Source organism: Comamonas sp. BIGb0124 (genome assembly GCF_003752175.1).
Taxonomy (GTDB): domain Bacteria; phylum Pseudomonadota; class Gammaproteobacteria; order Burkholderiales; family Burkholderiaceae_C; genus Comamonas_F.
This window is the reverse complement of record NZ_RJVF01000013.1, coordinates 360,942-384,532: the sequence shown is the minus strand read 5'-3', so window position 1 is coordinate 384,532 and position 23,591 is coordinate 360,942. Positions and strand designations below refer to the sequence as shown.

22 protein-coding genes are annotated in these 23,591 nt (G+C 66.8%); 11 read left to right on the top strand and 11 right to left on the bottom strand.

What is annotated here, in order from left to right; translation table 11 throughout:
- A partial coding sequence (locus EC845_RS22685; protein ID WP_233598154.1) for a hypothetical protein occupies nt 1-203 on the top strand: 203 nt, incomplete at its 5' end.
- A gap of 27 nt (nt 204-230) precedes the next feature.
- On the opposite strand, the gene EC845_RS18050 is transcribed toward EC845_RS22685, so the two are convergent.
- Nucleotides 231-536, bottom strand: a complete 306-nt coding sequence (locus EC845_RS18050; RefSeq protein ID WP_123299506.1) for a hypothetical protein — start codon at nt 534-536, stop codon at nt 231-233.
- Between the two features lie 204 nt (nt 537-740).
- On the opposite strand from EC845_RS18050, the gene EC845_RS18045 reads away from it, so the two are divergent.
- Both EC845_RS18045 and amyA read left to right on the top strand, forming a co-directional pair.
- Entirely contained in the window at nt 741-977 is a 237-nt protein-coding gene (locus EC845_RS18045; RefSeq protein ID WP_123299550.1) for a DUF1272 domain-containing protein, read from the top strand.
- Between the two features lie 853 nt (nt 978-1,830).
- Entirely contained in the window at nt 1,831-3,330 is a 1,500-nt protein-coding gene (gene amyA / locus EC845_RS18035) for an alpha-amylase (protein WP_123299505.1), read from the top strand.
- A 94-nt stretch (nt 3,331-3,424) separates the two neighbouring features.
- Here amyA and pqqE read toward each other — a convergent pair whose 3' ends face one another.
- The 5 genes from pqqE to pqqA form a co-directional block, all read right to left on the bottom strand.
- On the bottom strand, nt 3,425-4,693 hold the full coding sequence (gene pqqE, locus EC845_RS18030) for a pyrroloquinoline quinone biosynthesis protein PqqE (RefSeq protein WP_123299504.1): 1,269 nt from the start codon (nt 4,691-4,693) through the stop codon (nt 3,425-3,427).
- A 72-nt stretch (nt 4,694-4,765) separates the two neighbouring features.
- Nucleotides 4,766-5,116 (bottom strand): pyrroloquinoline quinone biosynthesis peptide chaperone PqqD, encoded by a 351-nt coding sequence (pqqD, locus tag EC845_RS18025; RefSeq protein ID WP_123299503.1) that lies wholly within the window; start codon nt 5,114-5,116, stop codon nt 4,766-4,768.
- Nucleotides 5,113-5,844: a pyrroloquinoline-quinone synthase PqqC gene (gene pqqC / locus EC845_RS18020; RefSeq protein WP_199739847.1), complete on the bottom strand. Its 732-nt coding sequence runs from the start codon at nt 5,842-5,844 to the stop codon at nt 5,113-5,115. Before pqqC ends, pqqD begins: the two co-directional genes overlap by 4 nt.
- Before the next feature lie 41 nt (nt 5,845-5,885).
- Nucleotides 5,886-6,851, bottom strand: a complete 966-nt coding sequence (gene pqqB / locus EC845_RS18015; protein ID WP_123299502.1) for a pyrroloquinoline quinone biosynthesis protein PqqB — start codon at nt 6,849-6,851, stop codon at nt 5,886-5,888.
- Between the two features lie 141 nt (nt 6,852-6,992).
- The gene (pqqA, locus tag EC845_RS18010) at nt 6,993-7,067 is read right to left on the bottom strand and encodes a pyrroloquinoline quinone precursor peptide PqqA (protein ID WP_123299548.1); all 75 of its coding nucleotides are present in this window, start codon (nt 7,065-7,067) and stop codon (nt 6,993-6,995) included.
- A gap of 225 nt (nt 7,068-7,292) precedes the next feature.
- Between pqqA and EC845_RS18005 the strand changes: the two genes are divergently transcribed.
- The 3 genes from EC845_RS18005 to EC845_RS17995 are packed head-to-tail and all read left to right on the top strand — an operon-like array spanning nt 7,293 to nt 10,556.
- Nucleotides 7,293-8,393, top strand: coding sequence for an alpha/beta fold hydrolase (locus EC845_RS18005; protein WP_123299501.1), 1,101 nt, complete (start codon nt 7,293-7,295; stop codon nt 8,391-8,393).
- Nucleotides 8,390-9,778, top strand: coding sequence for an ATP-binding protein (locus tag EC845_RS18000; RefSeq protein ID WP_123299500.1), 1,389 nt, complete (start codon nt 8,390-8,392; stop codon nt 9,776-9,778). The genes EC845_RS18005 and EC845_RS18000 overlap by 4 nt, the downstream gene beginning before the upstream one ends.
- Before the next feature lie 28 nt (nt 9,779-9,806).
- Nucleotides 9,807-10,556 carry a response regulator transcription factor gene (locus EC845_RS17995; RefSeq protein WP_123299499.1) on the top strand — a complete coding sequence of 250 codons (750 nt, stop codon included), beginning with the start codon at nt 9,807-9,809 and terminating at the stop codon, nt 10,554-10,556.
- Between the two features lie 48 nt (nt 10,557-10,604).
- Here EC845_RS17995 and EC845_RS17990 read toward each other — a convergent pair whose 3' ends face one another.
- Nucleotides 10,605-10,850, bottom strand: coding sequence for a hypothetical protein (locus tag EC845_RS17990; RefSeq protein ID WP_123299498.1), 246 nt, complete (start codon nt 10,848-10,850; stop codon nt 10,605-10,607).
- An 86-nt stretch (nt 10,851-10,936) separates the two neighbouring features.
- On the opposite strand from EC845_RS17990, the gene EC845_RS17985 reads away from it, so the two are divergent.
- The 4 genes from EC845_RS17985 (at nt 10,937) to ligA (ending at nt 18,469) form a co-directional block, all read left to right on the top strand.
- Nucleotides 10,937-11,248: a hypothetical protein gene (locus EC845_RS17985; RefSeq protein ID WP_123299497.1), complete on the top strand. Its 312-nt coding sequence runs from the start codon at nt 10,937-10,939 to the stop codon at nt 11,246-11,248.
- A 53-nt stretch (nt 11,249-11,301) separates the two neighbouring features.
- The gene (smc, locus tag EC845_RS17980) at nt 11,302-14,820 is read left to right on the top strand and encodes a chromosome segregation protein SMC (RefSeq protein WP_123299547.1); all 3,519 of its coding nucleotides are present in this window, start codon (nt 11,302-11,304) and stop codon (nt 14,818-14,820) included.
- Nucleotides 14,821-16,113, top strand: a complete 1,293-nt coding sequence (locus EC845_RS17975) for a cell division protein ZipA C-terminal FtsZ-binding domain-containing protein (protein ID WP_233598153.1) — start codon at nt 14,821-14,823, stop codon at nt 16,111-16,113.
- A gap of 229 nt (nt 16,114-16,342) precedes the next feature.
- The gene (gene ligA / locus EC845_RS17970; RefSeq protein WP_123299545.1) at nt 16,343-18,469 is read left to right on the top strand and encodes an NAD-dependent DNA ligase LigA; all 2,127 of its coding nucleotides are present in this window, start codon (nt 16,343-16,345) and stop codon (nt 18,467-18,469) included.
- Between the two features lie 35 nt (nt 18,470-18,504).
- On the opposite strand, the gene EC845_RS17965 is transcribed toward ligA, so the two are convergent.
- Together EC845_RS17965 and EC845_RS17960 are read right to left on the bottom strand one after the other, a co-directional pair.
- A complete protein-coding gene (locus tag EC845_RS17965; protein WP_148077343.1) occupies nt 18,505-19,506 on the bottom strand; it encodes a hypothetical protein in 1,002 nt (333 codons plus the stop codon).
- 136 nt (nt 19,507-19,642) lie between these two features.
- Nucleotides 19,643-20,239 (bottom strand): hypothetical protein, encoded by a 597-nt coding sequence (locus EC845_RS17960; protein WP_148077342.1) that lies wholly within the window; start codon nt 20,237-20,239, stop codon nt 19,643-19,645.
- A 168-nt stretch (nt 20,240-20,407) separates the two neighbouring features.
- Between EC845_RS17960 and EC845_RS17955 the strand changes: the two genes are divergently transcribed.
- The gene (locus tag EC845_RS17955; protein WP_123299494.1) at nt 20,408-21,484 is read left to right on the top strand and encodes a ZIP family metal transporter; all 1,077 of its coding nucleotides are present in this window, start codon (nt 20,408-20,410) and stop codon (nt 21,482-21,484) included.
- 10 nt (nt 21,485-21,494) lie between these two features.
- Here EC845_RS17955 and EC845_RS17950 read toward each other — a convergent pair whose 3' ends face one another.
- Both EC845_RS17950 and EC845_RS17945 read right to left on the bottom strand, forming a co-directional pair.
- The gene (locus tag EC845_RS17950) at nt 21,495-22,376 is read right to left on the bottom strand and encodes a sulfurtransferase (RefSeq protein ID WP_123299493.1); all 882 of its coding nucleotides are present in this window, start codon (nt 22,374-22,376) and stop codon (nt 21,495-21,497) included.
- Between the two features lie 234 nt (nt 22,377-22,610).
- On the bottom strand, nt 22,611-23,522 hold the full coding sequence (locus EC845_RS17945) for a DMT family transporter (RefSeq protein WP_123299492.1): 912 nt from the start codon (nt 23,520-23,522) through the stop codon (nt 22,611-22,613).
- Between the last annotated feature and the right edge of the window lie 69 nt (nt 23,523-23,591).

The following is a 23,591-nucleotide window of genomic DNA, read 5'->3' as shown; positions in this document are numbered from 1 at the left end:
ATGATAGTGCGGGTTCCCGTGTGAAAGTAGGTCATCGTCAGGCTCTTATAAACAAACCGCCCAACCCCTCAAAAGGTTGGGCGTTTTGCTTTGGGAAAACAAAAAATCACCCCACAAACGCCTGCCGGATACCCAGCAGGCGTTTTTGTTTGGGGTTGGCTGGTTACCTTGTCGACCATCGTGTGGTCAAGGCAAATGATTGAAGGCTGCCTTGCCGTCGGCGCCAGGCCTCAAGCCCACAGGCCTTGGCGAATGCCGTGCGAGATGGACTGCATGCTGTTCATCTTGACGGGTTGTCGGGGCGCGGAGGTCTCTCTCGTCATCACGGGATTTTGAATCTCGATACTCGAACCGTCTTCGAACGTCCAACGACTGGCACTGCGATCGGACTCGGCCTTGCCCATGGCATGCAGGGCACGCGCCAGACTGGCAATGTCACCGTCGAGGCGGGAGAGGAATTCTGAGGCTTGAGACATGGTGGCGATGCGTTGTATCGACGCTGAGAACTTGTTTGTATGGGTGTCTAGAATAGCCATGCTCTCAATTTGATCGTGTCAGAGAACTGCCTGCGGTGGCGTGCGATAGCTATCAAAGCGTGAGCGTAAACGTCATCGACGGACCGTCTGAACCTGGCCTCGAAGCCGGCTGGCAACGATGGGAGCGCGAGTTCTGCTCGACGCGCGCGCTGCGTCGGTGCTATCGTGAGGTGCATAACCTATGAATCAAGAAGGATGGAATCCATGCTCGAACTTCGCCCGAACTGTGAATGCTGCGACACCGATTTGCCGCCGTCGGCAGAAAACGCGTTGATTTGTTCGTTCGAATGCACGTTTTGCGCCACCTGTGCGGAGCAGAAATTACTGGGCTTCTGCCCGAACTGCGGAGGCGAGCTGCTCAGGCGTCCCCGCCGGCCTGCAAACAAACTGCAGAATGCGCCGGCATCGACTCGGCGGGTCGTGGCGGCGCAGACCTGTTGACGAGACGGCCACTGCACGGCACCGGCATCGGCTTCGGCTGCCCGCAATTGCTACTGCCACTGCCACGGCAACTGCAACTGCAACTGAAATGACAGGGGTCGTTTCAATCGCGACATCAACGACGATTGCGGTGCGGTGCGGTGCGGTGCGGTGCGGCTGCAGCTCAGGCTCTGGCAAAGACCCTGACGACAGCAATCGCAAGCGGAGTCGGGCGTAGGACACATTGCCGATACCTGGGGGTATTCAGGTTTCCCCCGATGGCAGGGTCAGGACAGGGGTATGGAATGGAGTTGTCAGTGATCTTCAGGAGAACATCATGCGTCACCCCCATTCCCCCGAACGACTGGAAGGCGCGCTGGCCCTGCTGGGAGCCGGTGCCGTTTTTGCCTGGTCGATGACCATGATCTGGGCGATGCTGGTCGTTCACAGCTAGAGCGGTTTTTCTACATCGTTGGCGGCAATCGGGCTGAGGGCTTTCTGCGGGCTCGACGATTGGCGCAATACCGATGGCGATGCCGAAGCCGAAGCCGATGCCGTCGGTGTCGGTGTCTGGGTCCATGGCACGGTCCTTCCGTTTCTACTGCATGGGAATGCAGGATGCCCGAGGGGATGCGGAGCGCAATTCATCGAATCGATGGCACGCTGCGGCCCTGAAATGCGTGAGGGCAAAGGTGATCGATGCCGCTTGCCTCGTTTTGCGCCTTTTGCTCACCGTGCGGGCGCTTGCGATCCGACACGGCGGCTCGTTCCGAATCACATGTTCACGCTATCGTGACTGCGCCGACGGACCGGGTGTGTCCGGTACGGACCTCCATCGCCCCAGGCGGGGTGACAACCGATCGGACGCAAGCCCATGAGTGCAAGCAAGACCACGCTGATGCAGTTTTTCCACTGGTACTACCCGGATGGCGGCAAGCTTTGGCCGGAGGTGGCCGAGAAAGCCGAATCCCTGGCTCGACTGGGCATCACGAATGTCTGGTTGCCGCCCGCGGCGAAGGGGGCGTCGGGCGGTTATTCGGTGGGTTACGACACCTACGACTTGTTCGATCTGGGAGAGTTCGACCAGAAGGGCAGCCGGGCGACCAAGTACGGTGACCGCGAAGCGCTCGAGCAGGCTGTCCATGCGCTCAAGGCCCAGGGTCTGCATGTGATGTACGACGTGGTGTTCAATCACAAGATGGGGGCCGACGAAAAAGAGCGCGTGCGGGTGCGCCAGGTCGACGAGAACGACCGCACGCAGATCTCCGAAGAGGTGATGGAGGCCGAGGCGTACACACGCTTCACGTTCGAAGGCCGAGCCGGCCGGCACTCGGAGTTCGTGTGGGATTTCCGCTGTTTCAGCGGTGTGGATCACATCGAAAACCCCTCGGGACAAGGCATTTTCAAACTGGACAACGATTTCGGCGAAGACGGCTGGAACGACGAGGTCAACGGCGAAAACGGCAACTACGACTACCTGATGGGCGCGAATATCGAGTACCGCAACAAGGCGGTGCGCGAGGAATTGAAGTACTGGGCACGCTGGCTGATGGAGAGCCTGCCTTGCGACGGTTTCAGGCTGGATGCCGTCAAACACATCCCCGCCTGGTTCTTCAAGGATTGGCTGGACCACGTGCGGCATGAAGCCGGGCGCGATCTGCTGGTGGTGGCCGAGTACTGGTCGCCCGACATGGCGGCGTTGGGACAGTATCTGGAGCAGGTCGACAACAAGCTGATGCTGTTCGATGCCGCGCTGCATCACCGGTTTCACGAAGCCTCGAAGCAAGGCGCTCAGTACGATCTTCGCGGCATCTTTTCGGACACGTTGGTGGGGACCTTGCCCGCGCATGCGGTGACGCTGGTCGCCAATCACGACACACAGCCGCTGCAGTCGCTGGAAGCGCCCGTCGAGCCTTGGTTCAAGCCGCTGGCCTATGCCTTGATCCTGCTGCGCGAGCAGGGCGTTCCCTGCGTGTTCTATCCGGATCTCTACGGTGCGCGTTACACCGACAAGGGACACGACGGCTCGGATTGCGAGATCGAGATGCCGGCGATCGCGGCGCTGCCGGGGTTGATCCAGGCGCGTCAACGTTATGCCCATGGTCCGCAGACCGACTATTTCGACGATCCCAACTGCATTGCCTTTGTGCGGGCGGGCACGGCAGAGGCACCGGGCTGCGTGGTGGTGCTGAGCAATGGCGAGGCCTCGGGCAAGACCATCGTCTTGGGGGATGGCCACGCCGATGCAGTGTTCCGCGATGTGCTGGGGCACTGCCAGGACGAGGTGGTGACCGATGCGCAGGGGCAGGCCGTTTTCCCGGTGCAGGGGGGAAGCGTCAGCGTCTGGGTCAGGGCCGATGCGATACAGGGCTAGGCAGGGCTAGGCGCCCGACCGAACCGAAGGCAACAGGCGCGCCGGGTGAGAGGCCGGGTGCCGCCGTGCGGCAGGCGCGAACCGGCAGGGCCGCTCAGACCGATGTCGCCGCGCGCGAGTTGGCGTCGGTGCGGAACACCAGGGCCTGACGGTCCTGCGGGCCGGCCGGGCCGGGCTGGCGTGTGGCTGCAGCGTGGCGCGTCTGGTCGATGACTTCGTCGACCACATGCCGCTGGGGCGAGCGCGAGCACACGGGATCGGTGGCGGAGGGGTCGCCGGTGAGCATCCAGGCCTGGCAGCGGCAGCCGCCGTGGTCGCGGCTCTTTTCGCTGCAATCGCGGCAGGGGGCCTGCATCCAATGGTCGCCCCGGTAGGCATTGAAGGCCTGGCTGCGCCGCCAGATCTCCTCGAGCCGCATGTTGCGCACGCTGGGCAACTGGATGCCGGGCAGCGCACGGGCGTTGTGGCAGGGCAGGGCCAGCCCGTCGGGGGCGACGCCGAGAAAGATCTGGCCCCAACCGCTCATGCAGGCCTTGGGCCGGTCTTCGTAATAGTCGGGCACGACGAACAGGAGTTTGCATCGATCGCCGATGCGCGCCCGATAGTCGTTGACCACCGCTTCGGCTTCGACGAGCTGCTCGCGTGTGGGCATGAGTTCGGCGCGGTTCTTCATGGCCCAGCCGTAGTACTGGGTGTTGGCGAGTTCGAGGTACTCGGCGCCCATGGCCAGGGCCATGTCGATGATCTGGCCGACATGGGGCAGGTTGTGACGATGCAGCACGCAGTTCATCACCATGGGGTAGTCGTGCTCCTTGATCAGAGCGGCCACGCGCTGCTTGAGTGCAAAGGTGCGTGTGCTCGAGAGGAAGTCGTTCATCTCGCGCGTGGAGTCCTGGAACGACAGCTGGATGTGGTCGAGTCCGGCGTGCTTCAGGGCCTGGATGCGGCGCGCGTTGAGGCCGATGCCCGAGGTGATGAGGTTGGTGTAGAAGCCCAGGCGTCTGGCCTCGGCGACCAGTTCCTCGAGGTCGTCGCGCAGCAAGGGCTCGCCACCGGAGAAGCCCAACTGGGCGGCGCCCATGGCGCGCGCCTGGCGCAGCACGTCGACCCATTCAGCGGTGCCGAGTTCGGCGCCGTGCTGGGTGTAATCGACCGGGTTGTAGCAGAACACGCAGTGCAGCGGACAGCGGTAGGTGAGTTCGGCCAGCAGCCAGAGCGGGGGGCCGGACGGGGTGACGGGGGGATCCTGCGGGACCAGAAAGGGCGAACCGTCGGGGCGCACGGAAGAAGCGGCCGGCCGCGGCGGTGCAGGGCGAACCGTGGAGGCCTGCTGAATGGGGATGACGCGGCGGGGTTGGGGCATGGGGGAGGTGGGAACGCGGTAACCCGGTGGGCGATCGAGGTGGCTGTAGCCGGGGCAAGGCGTGAAGCGGTCTCAGACGATCCAGCGGTGATGGGTGGCCGTGGCCAGCCAGGCGTGGACGTCCGGCGTCAGTCCTTCGGTTTTGTAGCGGGTTTCGAGTTCGGCGACGATGGCCGGCACGTCGCGCTGACCGTCGCAGCATTCGAGGATGGCCGCTGCGCTGGCGTTGAGTTTGACCATGCCTTCCGGATAAAGGAGAACGTGGGCCTGCTGTGCAGGTTCCCATTGCAGGCGGAACAGGCGGTTGAGCCTGGGCTGCGCGGGAATGGCTTCGGGCGTGATGTCGGCGGGCGGCGTGCGGCCGGCCGCGCCGGGGCTGGCTGGGTGGGTTGCGGGGTCGAGACGGCTGTCGCTGGTGCTCATTGGGGATAGGCTTTCTCGATGGCGTCGAGCATGCTCCAGAGCACGTCGAGCTTGAATTGCAGGATGTCGAGTGCGCGCAGTTGCTGCTCGTGCGTGGTGAAGTGCGCCAGCGTCACGGCCAAGCCGTGGTCGACGTCGCGCTGGGCCAGGGGAATGCGGCTGCGGAAATAGGACAGGCCGTCGGCCGCGATCCACGGGTAGTGCCGAGGCCAAGTGGCCAGCCTGTCCTTGTGGATCTGGGGCGCGAACATTTCGGTCAGCGAGGAGCAGACGGCTTCCTGCCAGGGCGCGTGGCGCACGAAGTTGACGTAGGCATCGCAGGCGAAACGCACGGCGGGCTGCACGTGGTCGAGGCGCCAGAGGGCGTCGCGGTCCAGGCCTGCTGCCAGCGCCAACTGGGTCCAGGCCTCGAGGCCGCCGGCGTTGTCGCCCTCGAAATCGCCCTGGCCGTCGTGATCGAGCAGGCGGATCATCCATTCGCGGCGGACTTCGCGGTCGGGGCAGTTGGCCAGCACCGCAGCGTCTTTCTGCGGAATGCACCACTGGTAGTAGAAACGGTTGGCGATCCAGCCGCGAACCTGCGCGGGAGAGCATAGACCGCTGTTGAGGCGGACATTGAAGGGGTGATGGATGTGGTAGCCCGCACCCTTGTCCCGCAGGCGGGCTTCGAATTCTTGGGTGCTCCATGGCACCGGACGGGTGGAGGGCACGGGTCGCACCGGCGCGATCACGGGCGTGTGCAGGAAGGGGGAATGGATGGCGGGATTCGTCACGGAACGATCTCCATGCCGTCGTAGGCCAGCTCGATGCCGTGGGCGCGCAACTGGGCGTGCTCGGGCGAGTCGTGGCGCAGGACGGGGTTGCTGTTGTTGATGTGGATCAGGATGCGGCGCTTGTCGGCGTAGTCGCCAAGCCGTTCGAGCATGCCGCCGGCGCCGCTTTGCGGCAGGTGGCCCATGCTGCGAGCGGGTTTGGAGGACAGCTCCAGCCGGATCATCTCGTCTTCGTCCCAGAAGGTGCCGTCGAGCATCAGCACGTCGGCCGACCGCATGGCCTGTGCCACGGCGGGGTCGATCTCGCCGAGGCCCGGGGCGTAGAACACGCGGCGGCCGCTGCGGGTGTCGGTGATGAGCAGGCCGATGTTGTCGCCGGGATGGGGGTCGTGCCGGTGGGGCGAGTAGGGCGGTGCCTTGCTGCTGAGCGCCAGGGCCTGGAACCGAACATGCTTCAGCGGCGCGATCGCGAAGGGCTGGCCGTCCAGCGCCAGTGTGTGTTCGACCGTGCCGCAGTAGTGCGAGAGCACGGTCAGCAGAGGCAGGCCGGTGCGCAGGTCGGCCAGCACGGGCGCGGTGGCGTGGATGTTCAGGGGGCGGGACGATTCACGCAGCATGAGCAGGCCGGTGACATGGTCGATCTGTGCATCCATCAGCAGCACGGCGGCGATGCCGCTGTCGCGGCGGCCGCGGGCGGGTTGAAGCTCGGGGGTGGCGCGGATCTGCGTCAGGATGTCGGGCGAGGCGTTGATGAGCACCCAGTCCGCAGAGCCTTCTTCACCCACGATGAGCGAGGATTGGGTGCGTGCATGGACGGTGGGGTTCGCAGCGTCGGGCGAGGCGGCGTGGGCCGAAACGGCGGGCTGACCGGCTGTGCGGCGTGCCAGGGTGCAGTTGCCGCAATTGCAGTTCCATTGGGGAAAGCCGCCGCCGGCGGCGGAGCCCAGGACTTTGATTTTCATGCGCGGGGGAGCAGACCGTGAGTGTCGTGCCGGGCGGCGGGGCCGATGGCAGACAGGGGGAAACGCAGAGGTGCGACGGATGCCGGCGGCACACCGGCCTTGTCCTGGCCCGGGATGGGACGGGAAAGGCCGGTGCGGCGATCAGCGGTTGAACACGTACATCGTGATTTCAAAACCGAAACGCAGGTCGATGGCCTTCGGGGTTTCCCATTTCATGATCTGTGACTCCTGTGTCGTTGGGGGGAAGAAAAAAGAATGAAAAGAGCACCGTGGCGCACCGGCCGGTGTGCACGGGCTCGAAGCATTGTGCGGGGCGGGATGGGCGATGTCGCGCGCTGAAACCATGAAACGGGTCTCATGATTTTCATGAAAATGCGCCGGCTCGCAGGGGCTATGCAGGCTGTGTATCGGAAGCGGCCATGCTTTTCTTAGAATCCCGCCATGTCCAGTCATCGGCTCTTTCCCGATCTCGAGCCGCATGCCTGCGGCCACCTGTCCGTGGGCGGCGGTCACGAGGTGTATTGGGAACGGGTCGGCCATCCGAGCGGGCGACCCTTGCTGTGGCTGCATGGCGGGCCGGGCAGCGGCGCGTCGCCGCGGCAACGGCGTTTCTTCGATCCGGCGCGCTGGTGCGTGACCTTGTTCGATCAGCGGGGCTGCGGGCGCAGCACCGTGCGGCCGGACTTGGGCGGCGGCGAGGCCGGTGCGAGCATGGACGGACAGGCGCATGCTTCACACCGGGTCGTGCACAATCGCACGCCCGATCTGCTGGCCGACATCGAGTCGCTGCGGCGGGCCGCCGGCGTGACGCGCTGGGTGGTTGCGGGCGGATCGTGGGGGGCCACATTGGCACTGGCTTATGCGGCGCGCTGCCCGCAGGCGGTGCAGGGGCTGGCCTTGCGTTCGCCTTTCCTGGCGTCGCGCGGCGAGGTGCGAGATCTTCTGAGTGCGCCCCCGGCGGGCGTGCATGCCGTGGTGCAAGCCGCCTGGGACCGCTTGGCGGCGGCCCTGGCGATGGGGGACGACCTGGGGCCCAGGGCGGCGGATCGTGACCTTGCGCAGGCCCATGCCGTCTTCCGGCAGGGCGGGGAGGCGTGCCGTGGGCTGGCCGTGGCCTGGAGCGTCAACGAATGGGCGCGCTCTGCGACCCCCGCTACGCTGCAGCAGGCGCTGGACCAGGGCTTTTTGACGGCCCCCGTCGAATGGGCCCGGCGACTGGGCGATGCCGATGACCTGTGGCGTCGCGCGTTGGTTCAGACGCACTATCTGGTCCATGGTTGCTTTGTCGATATGAGCGCTGTGCTGGCCGATCTTTCCGGCGGCTTTGCAGGCCCCGTGGTGCTGGTGCGAGGGGCGCTCGATGCCCTGTGCCCGCCGGGCAACGCCGACGTCATCGTGCAGGCGCTTCGAGCCGGCACAGCGCGGATCTGGACGGTGCCAGGCGCCGGGCACGATGCGCTGGACGATGGCATGGTGGCGGCCTGGCACGACGCGCTGAATGCGCTGGCGCACGATCTGGACCTTACCGAGGCCTGTGCATGACCTTGCGCGCACGCATCAACCTGATCATCGCCAGCCTGATGCTTGTGGTGGTGGGGACGCTGACGGTGGTCGATCTGCTCGGCACACGCAATGCGGTGCGCGAGGAGATTTCCGCGTCGCACCGGATCGCCACGCAGTTGGTGAGGGAAGTGCTCGAACACTATGGTCAGGGGAATGCCGGTCAGCTGGTGCAGTTCCTGACCCGGGTCGGGCGGGTCCGGTCCAACGACATGACGCTTTATGCGGCCGACGGGCAGGTGCTCTACCGGTCGCCGCCCTCGGCCTACAAGCAGGGACGGGATGCGCCGGGCTGGTATGCCCGCCTGGTGATTCCGGATCTGCAGCCGGTGGAGCTGCCGGTGTTTGGCGGCTCGCTCGTGATTCGTTCGAATGCCTCCCGGGCAGTGCTCGATGGCTGGGACGACATGAAGGCGCAGATGCTGGGCACGCTGGTGCTGCTGCTGGCGGTGAACCTGCTGGTGTTCGCGATCGTGGGGCGCTGTCTGCAGCCCTTGTCGGATGTCCGGGCCGTGCTGGACCGGATGGGACAGGGCGACTACGCGGTTCGCCTGCCGAGGCTGCCGGGGGCCGAAGCGCAGTCCATGGGCGAGGCCGTCAATCGACTGGGGGCAGCGATCGAGACGAACCGGGCGGCCAGTCTGCAGGCGGCACAGGCCGAAGCCCGGCTGGCGGCCGAACGCGGTTTTGTGCAGGAGCTGCAGTCGCGCATCGAGGCCGAACGCCGGGATCTGGCGGCTTCGCTGCACGACGAGATGGGCCAGTCGGTGACGGCGGTGCGCACGCTGGCCCATACGCTGGTGCAGCGCTGCGGGGCGGCGCCCGGTGGGGATCCGGCGGCGCGCCGGGCCGGGGAGTTGCTGCTGCGTACCACGGACGGTCTGTACGATGCCATGCATGCGCTCATTCCGCGCCTGCGTCCGCCCGCGCTGGACGCGTTGGGACTGTCTGCGGCGGTGGCCGATCTGGTGCAGGGCTTGCGGATCCAGCATCCCGGTATCGCATTCGAATTGAACCTCCCGGATGCGCCGGATCTCGCGTTGCCCGAGCCTCTGCAGATCGGCGCCTACCGCATCGTGCAGGAGGCCCTGACCAACGTGCTCCGGCATGCCCAGGCCACCCGTGTGCAGGTGGGGCTGGTGCGGCGCGAACACGCACTGCATCTGCAGGTCGACGACGACGGCGTCGGCATGGCGCGGCCCGAGCCGGTGGCCGGCCGCTACGGCCTGTACGGCATGGTGGAGCGGGCCCAGGCCCTGGGCGGGGCGCTGCGGCTGGGCCGTTCGCGTCTGGGCGGCCTGGCCGTGAGAGCCCGCCTGCCGGTCGACGGCTGGGTGATGCCCACCCCGGTCCCGCCTCTTGCCTGATCGTCCCGACGACAACCGAAAATTTCAGATGCCTGCTGCTGCCACCTTTCCCCCCGCGTCCTCCGCCCTTGCACCGGCCCTGCGGGTCCTGCTGGTGGACGACCATGATCTGGTCCGCATGGGCTTCCGCTTGCTGCTGGAGTCGACGGCGGGCATCGAGGTCGTCGAGGAGGTGAACAGCGGCGAGTCGGCTCTGGACTGGCTGCGGCGCTGGCAGGCCACGCCCGAGGGGGCCGCCGGCGAATTGCCGGTGGATGTCGTGATCATGGATGTGTCGATGCAAGGCATCAGCGGGATCGAGGCCACGCGGCAACTGCTGGCGCGTGCGCCGGGGCTGCGGGTGCTGGCGCTCAGCGCGCACGAGGACCCCAGCCACGTGCGCCACCTGCTGGCGGCGGGCGGGCTCGGGTATCTGTCCAAACGCGCCGATCCGCAAGTGCTGGTCGAAGCGGTGCGCTGCGTGGCGCGTGGCGAACGGTTTCTGGATGCGGCACTGGCTCAGCGCATGGCGCTGCAGGCGCTGGCGCCCGCACCGCAGGGGACTGCGGCCGGCGAGGCAGCCGGACGGCATGGCGTGGTCGCAACGCTGTCGGAGCGCGAGTTCGAGGTCTTCCTGCATCTGGCCCGCGGTCTGTCGGCGGCAGACATCGCGACCCAGTTGCACATCTCGCCGCGCACGGTGGGCACCCATCTCTACCACGTCAAGCAGAAGACGGGCGCCCGCAACCAGGCTGAAATCACCTTGCTGGCGATTCAGCAGGGGCTGCTGCAGGTCTAGGCCTGCTCGCGAAACGGGCGGAGCCCAGTTGGCCGTCAAGGCTCGCCCTCACAGGCCCTTCTGCGTGGCCGCGGCCAGTGTCCGGGCCACCCAGGCCATGGCTTCGGGGACATCGTAGTTGCCGGCATGCGGCTGGTCCCATGCCAGGCGATCGTTCAGGTCGAGCACATCGGCGTCGGCGGCCAGGGCGCGGTTGAGGTTGATCGACACGGTGAAGGCCGTATCGCGGTCGCGTGTGCCATGGCGGACATACCAGTAGGGGGCCGTGGTGGCGGTGGTGCCGATGTAGCGCATGGGGTTGTGGCGATCGTGATCGGGGCGCCCGAGAGCGAGCGCTGGGTGGCGGACATGGCGACGGGCTTGGCCACGAGCAGACTTCCTTGCACCAGCGCACCGGCCTGACGCCGCCGGCCGTAGGGGCCGTGGTCAACTCGACGCTGGCGCTGATGCGGGTCGCCACGGGCGACTACATCGTCCTGATGCCGCTGGCGGTCGGGGCCATTCTGCGGGGCGAAGCGGCCTTGTCGCCGGTGCTGCGCCACTTCATTGCGCATCTGCATCGGTCGGCCCATCATGCGACCAACCTGTTCAGGGGGGGAAGCTCTTCATTTATGAGTGCATGCCAGGCGTTATCATCGCCGCATCGTTCCCCTGGCTGGCATGGCGGCCGTCCGGCCGGGCTCGAACCGTAGTTCCCCCTCTGGCGGCCTAGCCGTTTTTGTCTGTTTTTTCGACCGGGTTCGCCGTGCGTCTCAATTCCATCAAGCTCGCTGGCTTCAAATCGTTCGCCGAGCCGACCAATTTCCTGCTGCCGGGGCAACTCGTCGGCGTGGTCGGCCCCAATGGTTGCGGCAAGTCCAACATCATGGATGCCGTGCGCTGGGTGCTGGGCGAAAGCAAGGCGAGCGAGCTGCGCGGCGAGTCCATGCAGGACGTGATCTTCAACGGCACGACGACCCGCAAGCCGGCCAGCCGGGCCAGCGTCGAACTGGTGTTCGACAACAGCGACCACCGCGCGGGCGGCCAGTGGAACCAGTTCCCGGAAATCGCGGTCAAGCGGGTGCTCACGCGCGAGGGCAACTCGAGCTACTACATCAACAACCAGGTGGTGCGCCGGCGCGACGTGCAGGACGTGTTCCTGGGCACCGGCCTGGGCCCGCGCGCCTACGCCATCATCGGGCAGGGCACGATCAGCCGCATCATCGAATCCAAGCCCGAGGAGCTGCGGCTGTTTCTGGAGGAGGCCGCGGGGGTCTCCAAGTACAAGGAGCGGCGGCGTGAAACCGAGAACCGCCTGTCGGACACACGCGAGAACCTGACGCGGGTGGAAGACATCCTGCGCGAGCTCAACGCCAATCTCGACAAGCTGGAAAAGCAGGCCGAAGTGGCCAGCCGCTACAACACCCTGCAGTCGCAGGTGGCGCTGCGGCAGCAGCAGCTGTGGTTCCTCAAGCGCAGCGAGGCCGAGGCCGATCAGGCCAAGATCCAGACCGAAGGCCTGCAGGCGGTCAACGACCTGGAGTCGCGCATGGCCGACCTGCGCCGCATCGAGGCCGAGCTCGAGACCATCCGGCAGGCGCACTACGGTGCCGGCGACAAGGTCAACCAGGCCCAGGGCCAGCTGTACGAGGCCAGTGCCGAGGTCGGCAAGCTCGAGGCCGAGATCCGTTTTGTGGTCGATGGCCGCCAGCGCGCCGAGCAGCGCCTGGTGCAGCTCAAGGAGCAGCACGCCCAGTGGAGCCAGCGGCAGGAAGACGCCGCGGTCGAACTCGAACAACTGTCGGAGCAGACGGTGGGGGCCGAGGAGCAGGCCGAGACGCTGGCCGCCCAGGTCGAGGAGCAGAGCATGCGCCTGCCCGAGCTCGAGGACGCGCTGCGCCGCGCCCAGCAGCAGGCCAACGACCAGCGGGGTGCCGTGCACGCGGTGCAGCAGCAGATTCAGGTGCTGGCAGCCGACCAGCGCAACATCGACGACCAGAGCCGGCAGTTCAACGTGCGCCGCGAACGGCTGCAGGCCGACCGCCAGGCCTTGGCCGCGCCCGACGAGCAGCGGCTGCTCAACCTGCAGGAACAACTGGCCGAGCTCCAGGAGAGCCAGGAACTGGCCAACGCCCGCCTGGCGGAACTGCAGGATCTGGTTCCCGAACTCGACGAGGCCCGTCGCGACCGGCAGCAGGCGGTGAACCGCGAGTCGGCTCGGCAGGCCGACCTGTCGGCCCGGCTGGAGGCGCTGCGCACGCTGCAGGACAAGGTCAAGACGGACGGCAAGCTCCAGCCCTGGCTGGCCCGGCACGGACTCGACAGCCTGCAAGGCCTGTGGAGCCGGCTGGGCATCGAGCAGGGCTGGGAAAATGCGCTGGAAGCCGCGTTGCGCGAACGCATGGGGGCGCTGGAGATCGGCCGCCTCGAGACCGTGCGCGCGTTTGCCACGGATGCGCCGCCGGCCAAGCTGGCTTTCTATACGCCGCCGGTGGCCGGTGTGGCCCCGGCCGCAGGTCACGGCCTGCCGCGTCTGGCCGACAAGTTGCGTGTGCACGACGCCGGCCTGCGGGCGCTGCTGGGCGACTGGCTGCAGGGTTGCTACACCGCCCAGCAGATCGACGATGCACTGGCGCGCCGTGCCCAACTGCAGGCCGGCGAGGTGATCTACCTGCCCGACGGGCATGCGGTCAGCGCGCACAGCGTGAGCTTCTATGCCCAGGACAGCGAACAGGCCGGCATGCTGGCACGGGCCCAGGACATCGAGAACCTGGAAAAGGAAATCCGGGCGCACAACTTCATCGCCGAGGAATCCCGTACGGCGCTGGTGCGGGCCGATGCCGCGTATACCGACGCCACGCAGCGCCAGGTCCAGGCCCGGCGCGAACAATCCGAAGGCCAGGGCCGGCTGCACGACCTGCAGGTCGAGACCCTGCGTCTGGGCCAGTTGGCCGAGCAGGCCCGAGCGCGCAGCCAGCAGATCGCGGGCGATCTGGCCGAGGTCGACGAACAGCTCGAGGCCCTGCAGGAGCGGCGTGTGACCGCCGAGGCGCGCTTCGAGGAACTGGACATGCAACTGGCCGATACGCAGGAGCGCCACGCCCAGCTCGACGACCGGGTGATCGAGAACGAACGCAAGCTGGCCGAGGCGCGCGAGCAACTGCGCGCGCTCGAACGTCAGTCGCAGGAATCCGGCTACGCCCAGCGCAGCCTGACGCAGCGCCTGGGCGAACTCAACCGCTCGATGGAGACCGCAGCGCAGCAGTTGCAGTCGATCGATGCCGAGCGGCAGCGGGTGAACGACGAACTGACGCGGTTCAACGACGCCGCGGCGCAGGGCGGCCTGCAAGAGGCGCTGGCCGCCAAGATGGCGCGCGAACAGGCACTGGCCGCACTGCGCAGCGAGTACGACGATCTCACGGCCAAGCTGCGGGCCAGCGACGAGCGCCGCCTGCAGCTCGAGCGTGAACTCGATCCGCTGCGCCAGCGCATCACCGAATTCCAGCTCAAGGAGCAGGCCGCGCGCCTGGGCCTGGAGCAATACAGCCAGATGCTGGCCGAGGCCGAGGCCGATCTCGAGGCCCTGGCCCGTTCGGTGGCCGACGGACAGGTCCGGCTGACGGGACTGCAGGGCGAGATCGACCGCTACAACCGCGAGATCGCCGCACTGGGCGCCGTCAATCTGGCCGCGCTCGACGAGCTGACCGCGGCCCGCGAGCGCAAGCAGTTCCTGGATTCGCAGATGGCCGACCTGCTCGACGCCATGAACACGCTCGAGGACGCGATCCGCCGCATCGACGGCGAAACGCGCGAACTGCTGGGCAGCACCTTCACGACGGTGAACGAACATTTCGGACGGATGTTCCCCGAGCTGTTCGGCGGCGGTCAGGCCCGCCTGGTGATGACGGGCGAGGAAATCCTGGATGCGGGCGTGCAGGTGATCGCCCAGCCGCCGGGCAAGAAGAACCAGACCATCCATCTGCTGTCGGGCGGCGAAAAGGCGCTGACGGCCATTGCACTGGTGTTCGCGATTTTCCAACTCAACCCGGCACCGTTCTGCCTGCTCGACGAGGTCGATGCACCGCTGGACGATGCCAATACCGAACGGTATGCCAAACTGGTGGCGCACATGAGCGACGAAACACAATTCCTATTCATCAGCCACAACAAGATCGCCATGGAGATGGCCAAACAGCTGATCGGCGTGACCATGCAGGAGCAGGGCGTATCGCGCATCGTGGCGGTCGACATGGAAGCTGCCAACACCCTGATGGAGGCTGCATAAATGGAGAGTTCACTGCAGGTCGGTCTGGCCATCGTCGGCGGCCTGGTGCTGGCCGGCGTGGTGGCGTACAACGCCTGGAATTCACGCCGTCACATGCCCCGGCAGGCCCGCCCGTCCGAGGAGGGACATGACCCCGAGCTCGGCGACGGCGACGGCCCTGGTTACGGCAACGGCGGCGACACCGACGACGGTTCTGCCCGAGCCGATCGGCGCGAGCCCGGCCTTTATGGCGGCGACCACGACTTCCAGGCCCGGCGCGACGAGGCCGAGCCGGTGGGCTTTGCCGAGTTCGACGGACCTGCCGACGAGGACCGGCGTGGCTCGGCATCGGGCAATGGCCGGGCGGCACCGGCATCTTCCGGGTCGGTGTCATCTGCGGGATGGACGGGACAGACCTCGGGCCCTTCCGCAGTTGCGGCACCGGTGGGACTGGCCCCCGAGTTCTCGGCCGTCGGACCGTCCGAGCGCCGTACCGGGCAGCTCGACGCGCTGATCGATGTCATCGCGCCGATTGCGCTCGACGGCGTGGTTTCCGGCGATGCCGCGATTGCGGCGCTGCCGGGCACGCGGCGTGCGGGCAGCAAGCCTTTCCTGATCGAAGGGCTCAATCAGATTTCATCGAGCTGGGAACCGCCGCATCTGGGCCGCCGCTACACGGCGTTCCAGGCCGGCGTGCAACTGGCCAACCGCAACGGTGCGCTCAACGAGATCGAGTTTTCCGAGTTCGTGATGAAGGCCCAGGCCTTTGCCGACGCCGTGGGCGGGGCGCCCGATTTTCCCGACATGATCGAGCAGGTGGCCCGGGCGCGCGAGCTCGACCAGTTCGCCGGGGCACACGATGCCCAACTGGGCTTTTCGCTGCGGGCTCGCACCACGGCCTGGAGTCCGGGTTATGTGCAGCAGCAGGCGGGCAAGCTCGGTTTCATTGCCGGTGCGATTCCCGGCCGCATGGTGCTGCCGGCATCGTCTCCCGGCCTGCCGCCGGTGCTGGTGTTGAGTTTCGACACCCAGGCTGCGCTGGCCGAGGATCTGGCCCAGGCGGCGTTGCACGAGATCGCGCTGTCGCTCGACGTGCCGCAGGTCAGCCGCGACGAACAGCCCTTCGAGCGCCTGCGCGAAGCCGCCCATGAGCTGGCGACCGCCATGGACGGGCTCATCACCGACGACAACGGCACGCCGATCTACCTCGAAGCCATGGATTCGATCGCGCAGGATCTGTCGCAGTTGTACGATACGCTCGATGCGTACGACCTCTCGGCAGGCTCTCCGCAGGCGCGTCGCCTGTTTTCCTGAACGACAACAGTCGCTGGCGGTTGGCGGGCCAGGCCGCTGCCGGCCGTTATGGATGCCTTCGCAGCCTTCGTCCGCAATGGCTGGCGAAGGCTGATTTGTTTGGCGAGGCGATGCGGCCGTGCAAATGGCCGATGCCCGTCGATGTGCGGCGCATGGACTGGCCATGCGTCCCCTGATTGAATTGAATGAACAAGGCGCGGCAGATCCATGCCACGCGATGGACCCCGACATGAGTGCTCAATCCCCGTCTTCGCTCCCGCTCTTTCCTTCCGAGCCGGTCGGCCAGGGCAGCGAATCCCCCCAGGCACCCGAACTCAGCGCCGCCGAGCGCATCCGCCAGTTGCGTGAGCAGATCGTGTTCCATGCCCATCAGTACTATGTGCTCGATGCGCCGCAACTGCCCGATGCCGACTACGACGTGCTTTACCAGGCCCTGGAAGCGCTGGAGGCTGCCCACCCTGAGCTGATCACGCCGGATTCACCCACGCAACGGGTGATCGGTCAGGTGCTGCCCGATTTCGAGCCGGTCAGGCATGCCGTTCCGATGCTGTCGATCAAGACCGAGACGGACACCACGCCGGCGGGCGCCCAGGCTTTCGATGCACGTATCCGGCGCGAGCTGGCGCTGGGCGAAGGCGATCCACCCGTGGCGTATGTGGCCGAGCTCAAGTTCGACGGTCTGGCCATGAGCCTGCGCTACGAAGACGGTATGCTGGTGCAAGCCGCCACGCGGGGCGATGGCGAGACGGGCGAGAACGTGACGCAGAACATCCGCGGCATCCGCCAGATTCCGTTGCGGCTGCATGCCTCCGGGCTGGCCGTACCGCCGGTGCTGGAGGTGCGTGGCGAGGTCTACATGCGGCGTGACGATTTCGAGGCGCTCAACGCCCGTCAGCGCGATGCGGGGGGCAAGACCTTCGTGAATCCGCGCAACGCGGCTGCGGGCGCGGTGCGCCAGCTCGATCCGGCCATTGCGCGCCAGCGTCCGCTGAGCTTTTTTGCCTATGGCGTGGGCGAGGTGACGCAGCAGGCCGACGGCGGGCCGGCCTTCGAGACCCATTACGGCCTGCTGCAGGCCCTGAAGGCCTGGGGCTTGCCGGTGGCCGGCCAGACCGAACAGGTGGCGGGCAGCGAAGGCCTGGCGGACTTCCACCTGCGCATCGGTGCCGAACGGGACCGCTTGCCCTACGACATCGACGGCGTCGTGTACAAGGTCGATGCACTTGAACTGCAGCGGCAGCTCGGGTTCGTGAGCCGCGAGCCGCGCTGGGCCGTGGCCCACAAATACCCGGCCCAAGAGCAGACGACCACCGTGCTGGGCATCGACATCCAGGTCGGACGCACGGGCAAGCTGACGCCCGTCGCGCGGCTGCAACCGGTGTTCGTGGGAGGGGTGACGGTCACCAATGCGACATTGCACAACCGCTTCGAGCTGCGGCGCAAGCGGGTGCGGGTGGGCGATCTGGTCATCGTGCGGCGCGCGGGCGATGTGATTCCCGAGGTGGTGGGCTCGGTGCCGCAGCCGGGCGGGCGGCCGGCCTATGTGCCCAATTTCCCCATGCCCGAGGTTTGCCCGGTGTGCGGCAGTCAAGTCGTGCGCCAGCGCGGCGAGGTGGCCTACCGCTGCACGGGCGGTCTCTTCTGCGCAGCCCAGCGCAAGCAGGCGCTGCTGCATTTTGCGCAGCGCCGTGCACTTGATATCGAAGGTCTGGGCGAAAAGCTGGTCGACCAGCTGGTGGACGGCGATATCGTCAAGGTGCTGCCGGACATCTACAGGCTGGGCCTGAGCAGCCTGTCGGCGCTCGACCGCATGGCCGATAAGTCGGCGCAGAACGTGCTGGCCGCGCTCGAAAAATCCAAGTCGACGACTCTGCCGCGATTCCTGTTCGGCCTGGGCATCCCGAACGTGGGGGAAAGCACGGCCAAGGACCTGGCCAAACATTTCGGTCTGCTCGATCGGGTAATGGATGCCACGACCGAGCAGCTGCTGGAAGTCAATGACGTGGGACCCATCGTCGCCGGGAGTTTGCGGACTTTCTTCGAGCAGGCGCACAACCGGGAAGTGGTCGAGCAGTTGCGGGCGTGCGGCGTGCACTGGCCCGAGCAGGAGCCGGTGCGTGCGCCCGCGTTGCCGCTGGCCGGGCTGACTTTTGTGATCACGGGCACCTTGCCCACGCTGTCGCGCGACGAGGCCAAGGACAGGCTGGAGGCCGCGGGTGCCAAGGTGGCCGGTTCGGTGAGCAAGAAGACCAGTTTTGTGGTCGCCGGCGAAGAGGCCGGCAGCAAGCTGGCGAAGGCTCAGGAACTGGGCATTCCGGTTCTGGACGAGCAGGGCATGCTGGACAAGCTGGCCTGAAGGGATGGCCTCGCCCCGTCGCCGGGGCGGGTGGATCAGCGGTCGACGCGGTTGCGGGTGCCGCCGTCGTCGTTGCCCGTGCTGCGCAGTGCCAGCGCGGCGGCGGCCACGCACATCAGCACGGCCACGGCCTGCATCAGGGATTCGATGGCCTCGGGGTTGTCGAACAGGATCACGACCAGCAGCGTGAGGGCGGCACCGAGGGTCAGTCCGACCGGCGGCAGCCGTTGGGCCAGCACGGGCGGTTGCCAGCCGTAGGCGGTGCAGGCTTCGTGGTAGATGGTGCGCCAGGCCTTGGGGAAACCGTGGTAGCGGCGCAGTCGCTTGAGGTAGAGGCGGTCGCGCAGCACCGGGTGATAGATGCGGTTGTCGCGGGGCGCGCGTTCGTAGGCCCGGTCGAGCACCGGGTAGTCGAACGAAAAACCGGGACGGGCATAGAGACCGGGGACAACCGCTTCGAGCTCGCGGCAGTCGTAGCCGTCGTTGACGAGGATGGTGGCCGCAAAACTCTCGTCGTTGGCCAGCGCGTCGGTGCTGGCGGCGCGCTGATGCCGCAGATGGGTGCAGGCGGCGCGGCTGACGCGGGTGAGCGGGAAAAAACAGCGGTAGGCCTCCTGACGCAGCGCAGCCACATGCACTCGCCAGGACCAGCCCAGATCGGCGGGACGCAGGTCGGACGCCAGGAAGTCGGCAGGGCAGTCGTCGAACAGCCGGAAAAAATCCTCGAGCCGGTCGAAGCCGATGCGCAGATCGGTTTCGAGCAGCCACAGGTGACGAAAATCCGGAACCGCCTGGGCCGCCAGGTAATACGCGTAGTCGCCGCAGCGCCATTGCATGTCCCGCCGCGTGGGCAATCCGAGCGAACGAACGGTGCGGGTGTCGAAGGCGACATGGCGGAAACCGCTGTACTCGAAATGCCGTTTGCGACGATCGGCCACCACGACGATTTCGAAGCGACCGGTGCGGTCGGCTTCGATCAGGGTCTGATGGCTGGCACGCGAATAATGATCCGCACGCAAGACCAATAAGTCTTTCACAGGCTGGGCCTCTGGATTTTTTGCGTTGAGGGTCGCCGGCGCGCGTCGCCGGCGCTTGGCATTATCGGGGCAAATCGGACATTCGAGAAACGGCGTGCGGCCTTGTCCGGCACAGGTGACGGCCCCCCGGGAGAGCTCAACTGTTGGCGGGTTCGATCCAGAACCAGGCTGCGGCCTGCGACGGCACCCGGTCGTAGCGGATGCGCACGCCGTCGAGGGTCTGCTCGGCCGACTGGGCCCCGCCCTGGTAGCTGGCGACCAGACGGGCGACCAGCGGGGTCAGCGTGGAGAGGGATTTGTCCGGCATGGCCGCAGCCGCCACGGCCGCAGTGGTCAGCAGCACACTGGCGTCGGAGTCGGCCGATTGGTCGCCGTTGACGATGAGGGTGATGGACGCCACGCGCAGGCTGTTCTTGTCGACCAGCACGATCAGCGTGTTGTGGTTGTCGAGCGCCAGAGTCATCGAGTCATGGATTTCGCCGATCTCGACCTCGGGTTGGGCCGGCAGACGGTAGGGTAAGGTCGCCTCTTCCATCAGGATGTTCAGACGTTGGGCATAATCCTGCGGCGTGCAGGGTAGGAATGCTTTCTCAATAGGCCGCGCCTGCAGAGCCGCAGCCTGCTGGCGAGCCTCGTTGAGGCTGTGCAGCTTGTCGTTCCAGTAGATGCCGACCAGGAAGGCGGCAACCAGGGTGACGCCGGTCAGGCACAGCAAAGTGATGTGTTTGTTCAAGCTCATATCTCGAGATGGCATTCCTCGTCCGGTCAGAGTGCCTGGCGTCCGTGAAGTTCGGGCGCGCAGGTCGACCTGGTCCGCTCCCGGCCGGTTCCCCGTGTGCACGTGGCGCCATGCGTGGGCCCGCGTTACGCTGACAGTGCATTAAAAAAAACGATACTTTCAATGATTTTCCTGAGCATTATCGCCGCCACGCTGCTGGCGGGCATCGGCAGCGTCTGGCTGGCCTCGTTTCTGAGCTTCGGCGTGCTGGCGCGTTACGCCCAGCACATGCTGAGTCTGGCGGCCGGGGCCCTGCTGGCGACCGCTTTCATGCATCTGCTGCCCGAGGCCTTCGAGAGCGGCGAAGCCGTGCACCGGCTGTTCACGGTGTTCCTGCTGGGGCTGGTGTTCTTTTTTCTGCTGGACAAGGCCGAGCTGTGGCATCACTCGCACGAGCACGGCCAGCTCGACGAGGTGCTGCAGGCGGAAGCCGAGTCGCTCGAACAGGCCCGCGAGCAGGTGCCCGGTGCCCACGCGGCCGCCCATGCGGACGGCGCGCATGCTCACCATGGACACGACCACGGTGCGCATGCCCACGATCACCATCGCCCGCATGGCCACAGCCATGGGCATGCCCACACGCACCGGAGCGGGGGCTGGGCCGTGCTGTTCGGCGACGGCCTGCACGCCTTCGGCGACGGCATCCTGATCGCCTCGGCTTTCCTGGCGGACATGCACCTGGGCATCGTGGCGGCGCTGGCCGTGCTGGCGCATGAGGTGCCTCATCACATGGGCGACATCGTGGTGCTGCGCCAGAGCAGCGGAAACAACCAGCGCAAGGCTCTGGTGAAGGTTTCGATGGCCGGCGCGATGACGGCGGCCGGTGGGGTCATCGGTTATGTGCTGGTCGACCAGCTCCATGACTGGCTGCCGTATTTTCTGGTCGTGGCGTCGAGCAGCTTTGCCTATGTGGCGCTGGCCGATCTGATTCCCCAATTGCAGAAACGCCTGTCCGCCCGGCAGACGACGGCGCAGGTGGCCTGGCTGGCGGCCGGCATCGTCATCGTCACGCTGGCCAGCGGGCTGGCGCACAGCCATGGCGGGCATGATCATGCCCACGGACAGAGCGAGCCGGGCACGCAGGCCCACGATCATCGCGGGGCAGCGCTGCCGGGCGAGGGGCAGCACGCCGACGAAGACCATGACCACCACCACGACCACGAGGGTGGGGGTCGCGATCAGGGGAAGTCGGCCCCCTGAGTCTGGACTCTCAGCCCTGGGCGACCGGCCGCGCCGGATCGCTGCACCAGTCGCTCCAGCTTCCGGCATACAGGCGGGCGCGGCCCAGGCCGGCGATTTCCATGGCGAGCAGGTTGGGCGTGGCACTGACGCCGCTGCCGCACTGGTGGACGACGCCTGCCACGTCGTGGCCGGCCAGCAGTTCGTCGAACTCGGCTCGAAGCACGGCGGCAGGCTTGAACTTGCCGTCGGCGCCGAAGTTGCTGGTGAACGGCCGGTTGAGGGCTCCGGGAATGTGGCCGGCGACCGGATCCAGCGGCTCGACTTCACCCCGGTAACGCGGTGCGCCCCGGGCGTCGATGACGGTCTGGACGGGCGAACCCAGCTTGGCGAGCACGTCCTGGGCATCGACCAGGTCGGTCAGGGCCACGGACAACTGGAAGTCGCCTTCGGCATGCACCTGGGCTTCGGTTTCGAGTGCGCCGCCGGCAGCTTGCCAGGCCTGCAGGCCGCCGTCGAGCACGGCGACGGCATCGAAGCCCACCCACTTGAGCATCCACCACAGGCGGACGCAGTAGTTGCACTGCTGGCGATCGTAGACCACCACCTGCATGCCGTGCTGCAGGCCGGCCTTGGCCAGCCAGGCGGCGAAGTGCTCGCGGCTGGGCAGGGGGTGACGGCCGCCCGAGGCCGCCTGGCCGCTGCCGCTCTTGTCGCTGAGCGACAGGTCGAGGTCGGCGAAGACGGCGCCGGGAATGTGGCCTTCGGTGAACTGGGCCGCACCGGCCTGCGGCTTCATCAGGTCGAAGCTCACGTCGAAGACCAGCAGGGGCTTGCCGCTGGCCTGAAGGGCCTGCAACTGCTCGGCCGAAATCAGGGTGGTGTAGGGCGCGGATGAAGAGGTGGATGCCATATCGGATCGTCGTTCAGGTCAAACGGGTGAAAACAGCGGGCTGCACGGGGCCCTGTCGGCCGGCCCGGAAGGTTGCAGAGGCCGCGATGCGGAGCGGCGCGAGGGCTGCAGCAGTGGCCGCAGGAGGCGACAGATGTCGCGACCGGTGCGGTTCGGGGAGTCATCTTAATCGACGGGGCCATGGCCACGCGCCGCTTTGTCCCTGAGGCCGGTGGCTGGCGGACTCGGCGGCGCTCAGCGGTCTTCGGCGGGGACCTGGGGGGCCACGCGGGCACGCAGGATGCTGGCCAGCACGCCGCTGAGGATGATGAGCCCCATGCCGGCCCAGCCGATGGGCGGAATGTGTTCGGCAAAGACCAGCATGCCCAGGATGGACGAGAAGATGATGCCCGAGTACTGCAGGTTGGCGACCAGCAGCGTGCCCATGTGACCCTGACTGCGGGAGTAGGCGCGGGTCATGCAGAGTTGGGCCATGGCCGCGAGGATGCCCACGGGCAGCAGCCAGATCGCGCCCTGCCAGTTCCAGGGCGACAGACCGGTGGCCAGCGCGACCAGGCCGCCGGCCAGGCAGCAGCCCACGGCGAAGTAGAAGACGGTGCGGGTTTCGGATTCGCCCACCCGGGCCAGGGCCACGACCTGCATGTAGGCGAAGGCCGCCAGCATGCCGGAAAGCAGGCCGATGAGGCCGGCGAACATCTGGCTGTTGTCGATCGAGGGCCGCATGATCATGAGCACGCCGGCGAAGCCGATCAGCACGGTCAGGCTCAGCGGGCCCTGTGCCAGCGGCGAGGGGCCCGGGCGCAGCGGGCGCCAGGCGAGCAGCGAGCCGCCGACGATGAAGGTGGCGATCCAGATGCTGCTCATGTAGTTGAGCGTGACCGCCGTGGCCAGCGGCAGGAAACCGATGGCGTAGAACCAGCCGCCCATCGAGATGACGCCGATCAGGCTGCGCCAGGCGTGCATGCCCGGATACCGGGTCTTGAGCGTCACGCCTTGCGAGCGGGCCAGCAGGCCCAGGCAGACGGCCCCGATCAGCCCGCGGTAGAAGATCAGTTCGGCGGCCGAGTAGTACGCCGACGCCAGCTTGACGCAGACCCCCATGAACGCAAACAACAGGGTGGCCAGCAGCATCCAGAGGGCTTGCATGGGATCGGTATTCCAGAATGCGAAAGCCGTCGATTGTAGGCCGCTTCGCCGGCCGGGAGGGCGGGGCTT

What these genes read in the sequence shown, in the direction of transcription:
- pqqE (WP_123299504.1), bottom strand. Translation starts at nt 4,693, where the DNA reads ATGCCCCAACCCCGCCGCGTCATCCCCATTCAGCAGGCCTCCACGGTT.
- pqqB (WP_123299502.1), bottom strand. Translation starts at nt 6,851, where the DNA reads ATGAAAATCAAAGTCCTGGGCTCCGCCGCCGGCGGCGGCTTTCCCCAA.
- EC845_RS17950 (WP_123299493.1), bottom strand. Translation starts at nt 22,376, where the DNA reads ATGGCATCCACCTCTTCATCCGCGCCCTACACCACCCTGATTTCGGCC.
- EC845_RS18005 (WP_123299501.1), top strand. Translation starts at nt 7,293, where the DNA reads ATGTCCAGTCATCGGCTCTTTCCCGATCTCGAGCCGCATGCCTGCGGC.
- EC845_RS18050 (WP_123299506.1), bottom strand. Translation starts at nt 536, where the DNA reads ATGGCTATTCTAGACACCCATACAAACAAGTTCTCAGCGTCGATACAA.
- EC845_RS17975 (WP_233598153.1), top strand. Translation starts at nt 14,821, where the DNA reads ATGGAGAGTTCACTGCAGGTCGGTCTGGCCATCGTCGGCGGCCTGGTG.
- EC845_RS17990 (WP_123299498.1), bottom strand. Translation starts at nt 10,850, where the DNA reads ATGCGCTACATCGGCACCACCGCCACCACGGCCCCCTACTGGTATGTC.
- EC845_RS17995 (WP_123299499.1), top strand. Translation starts at nt 9,807, where the DNA reads ATGCCTGCTGCTGCCACCTTTCCCCCCGCGTCCTCCGCCCTTGCACCG.
- EC845_RS17945 (WP_123299492.1), bottom strand. Translation starts at nt 23,522, where the DNA reads ATGCAAGCCCTCTGGATGCTGCTGGCCACCCTGTTGTTTGCGTTCATG.
- EC845_RS17955 (WP_123299494.1), top strand. Translation starts at nt 20,408, where the DNA reads ATGATTTTCCTGAGCATTATCGCCGCCACGCTGCTGGCGGGCATCGGC.
- amyA (WP_123299505.1), top strand. Translation starts at nt 1,831, where the DNA reads ATGAGTGCAAGCAAGACCACGCTGATGCAGTTTTTCCACTGGTACTAC.
- EC845_RS18045 (WP_123299550.1), top strand. Translation starts at nt 741, where the DNA reads ATGCTCGAACTTCGCCCGAACTGTGAATGCTGCGACACCGATTTGCCG.
- EC845_RS18000 (WP_123299500.1), top strand. Translation starts at nt 8,390, where the DNA reads ATGACCTTGCGCGCACGCATCAACCTGATCATCGCCAGCCTGATGCTT.
- ligA (WP_123299545.1), top strand. Translation starts at nt 16,343, where the DNA reads ATGAGTGCTCAATCCCCGTCTTCGCTCCCGCTCTTTCCTTCCGAGCCG.
- pqqD (WP_123299503.1), bottom strand. Translation starts at nt 5,116, where the DNA reads ATGAGCACCAGCGACAGCCGTCTCGACCCCGCAACCCACCCAGCCAGC.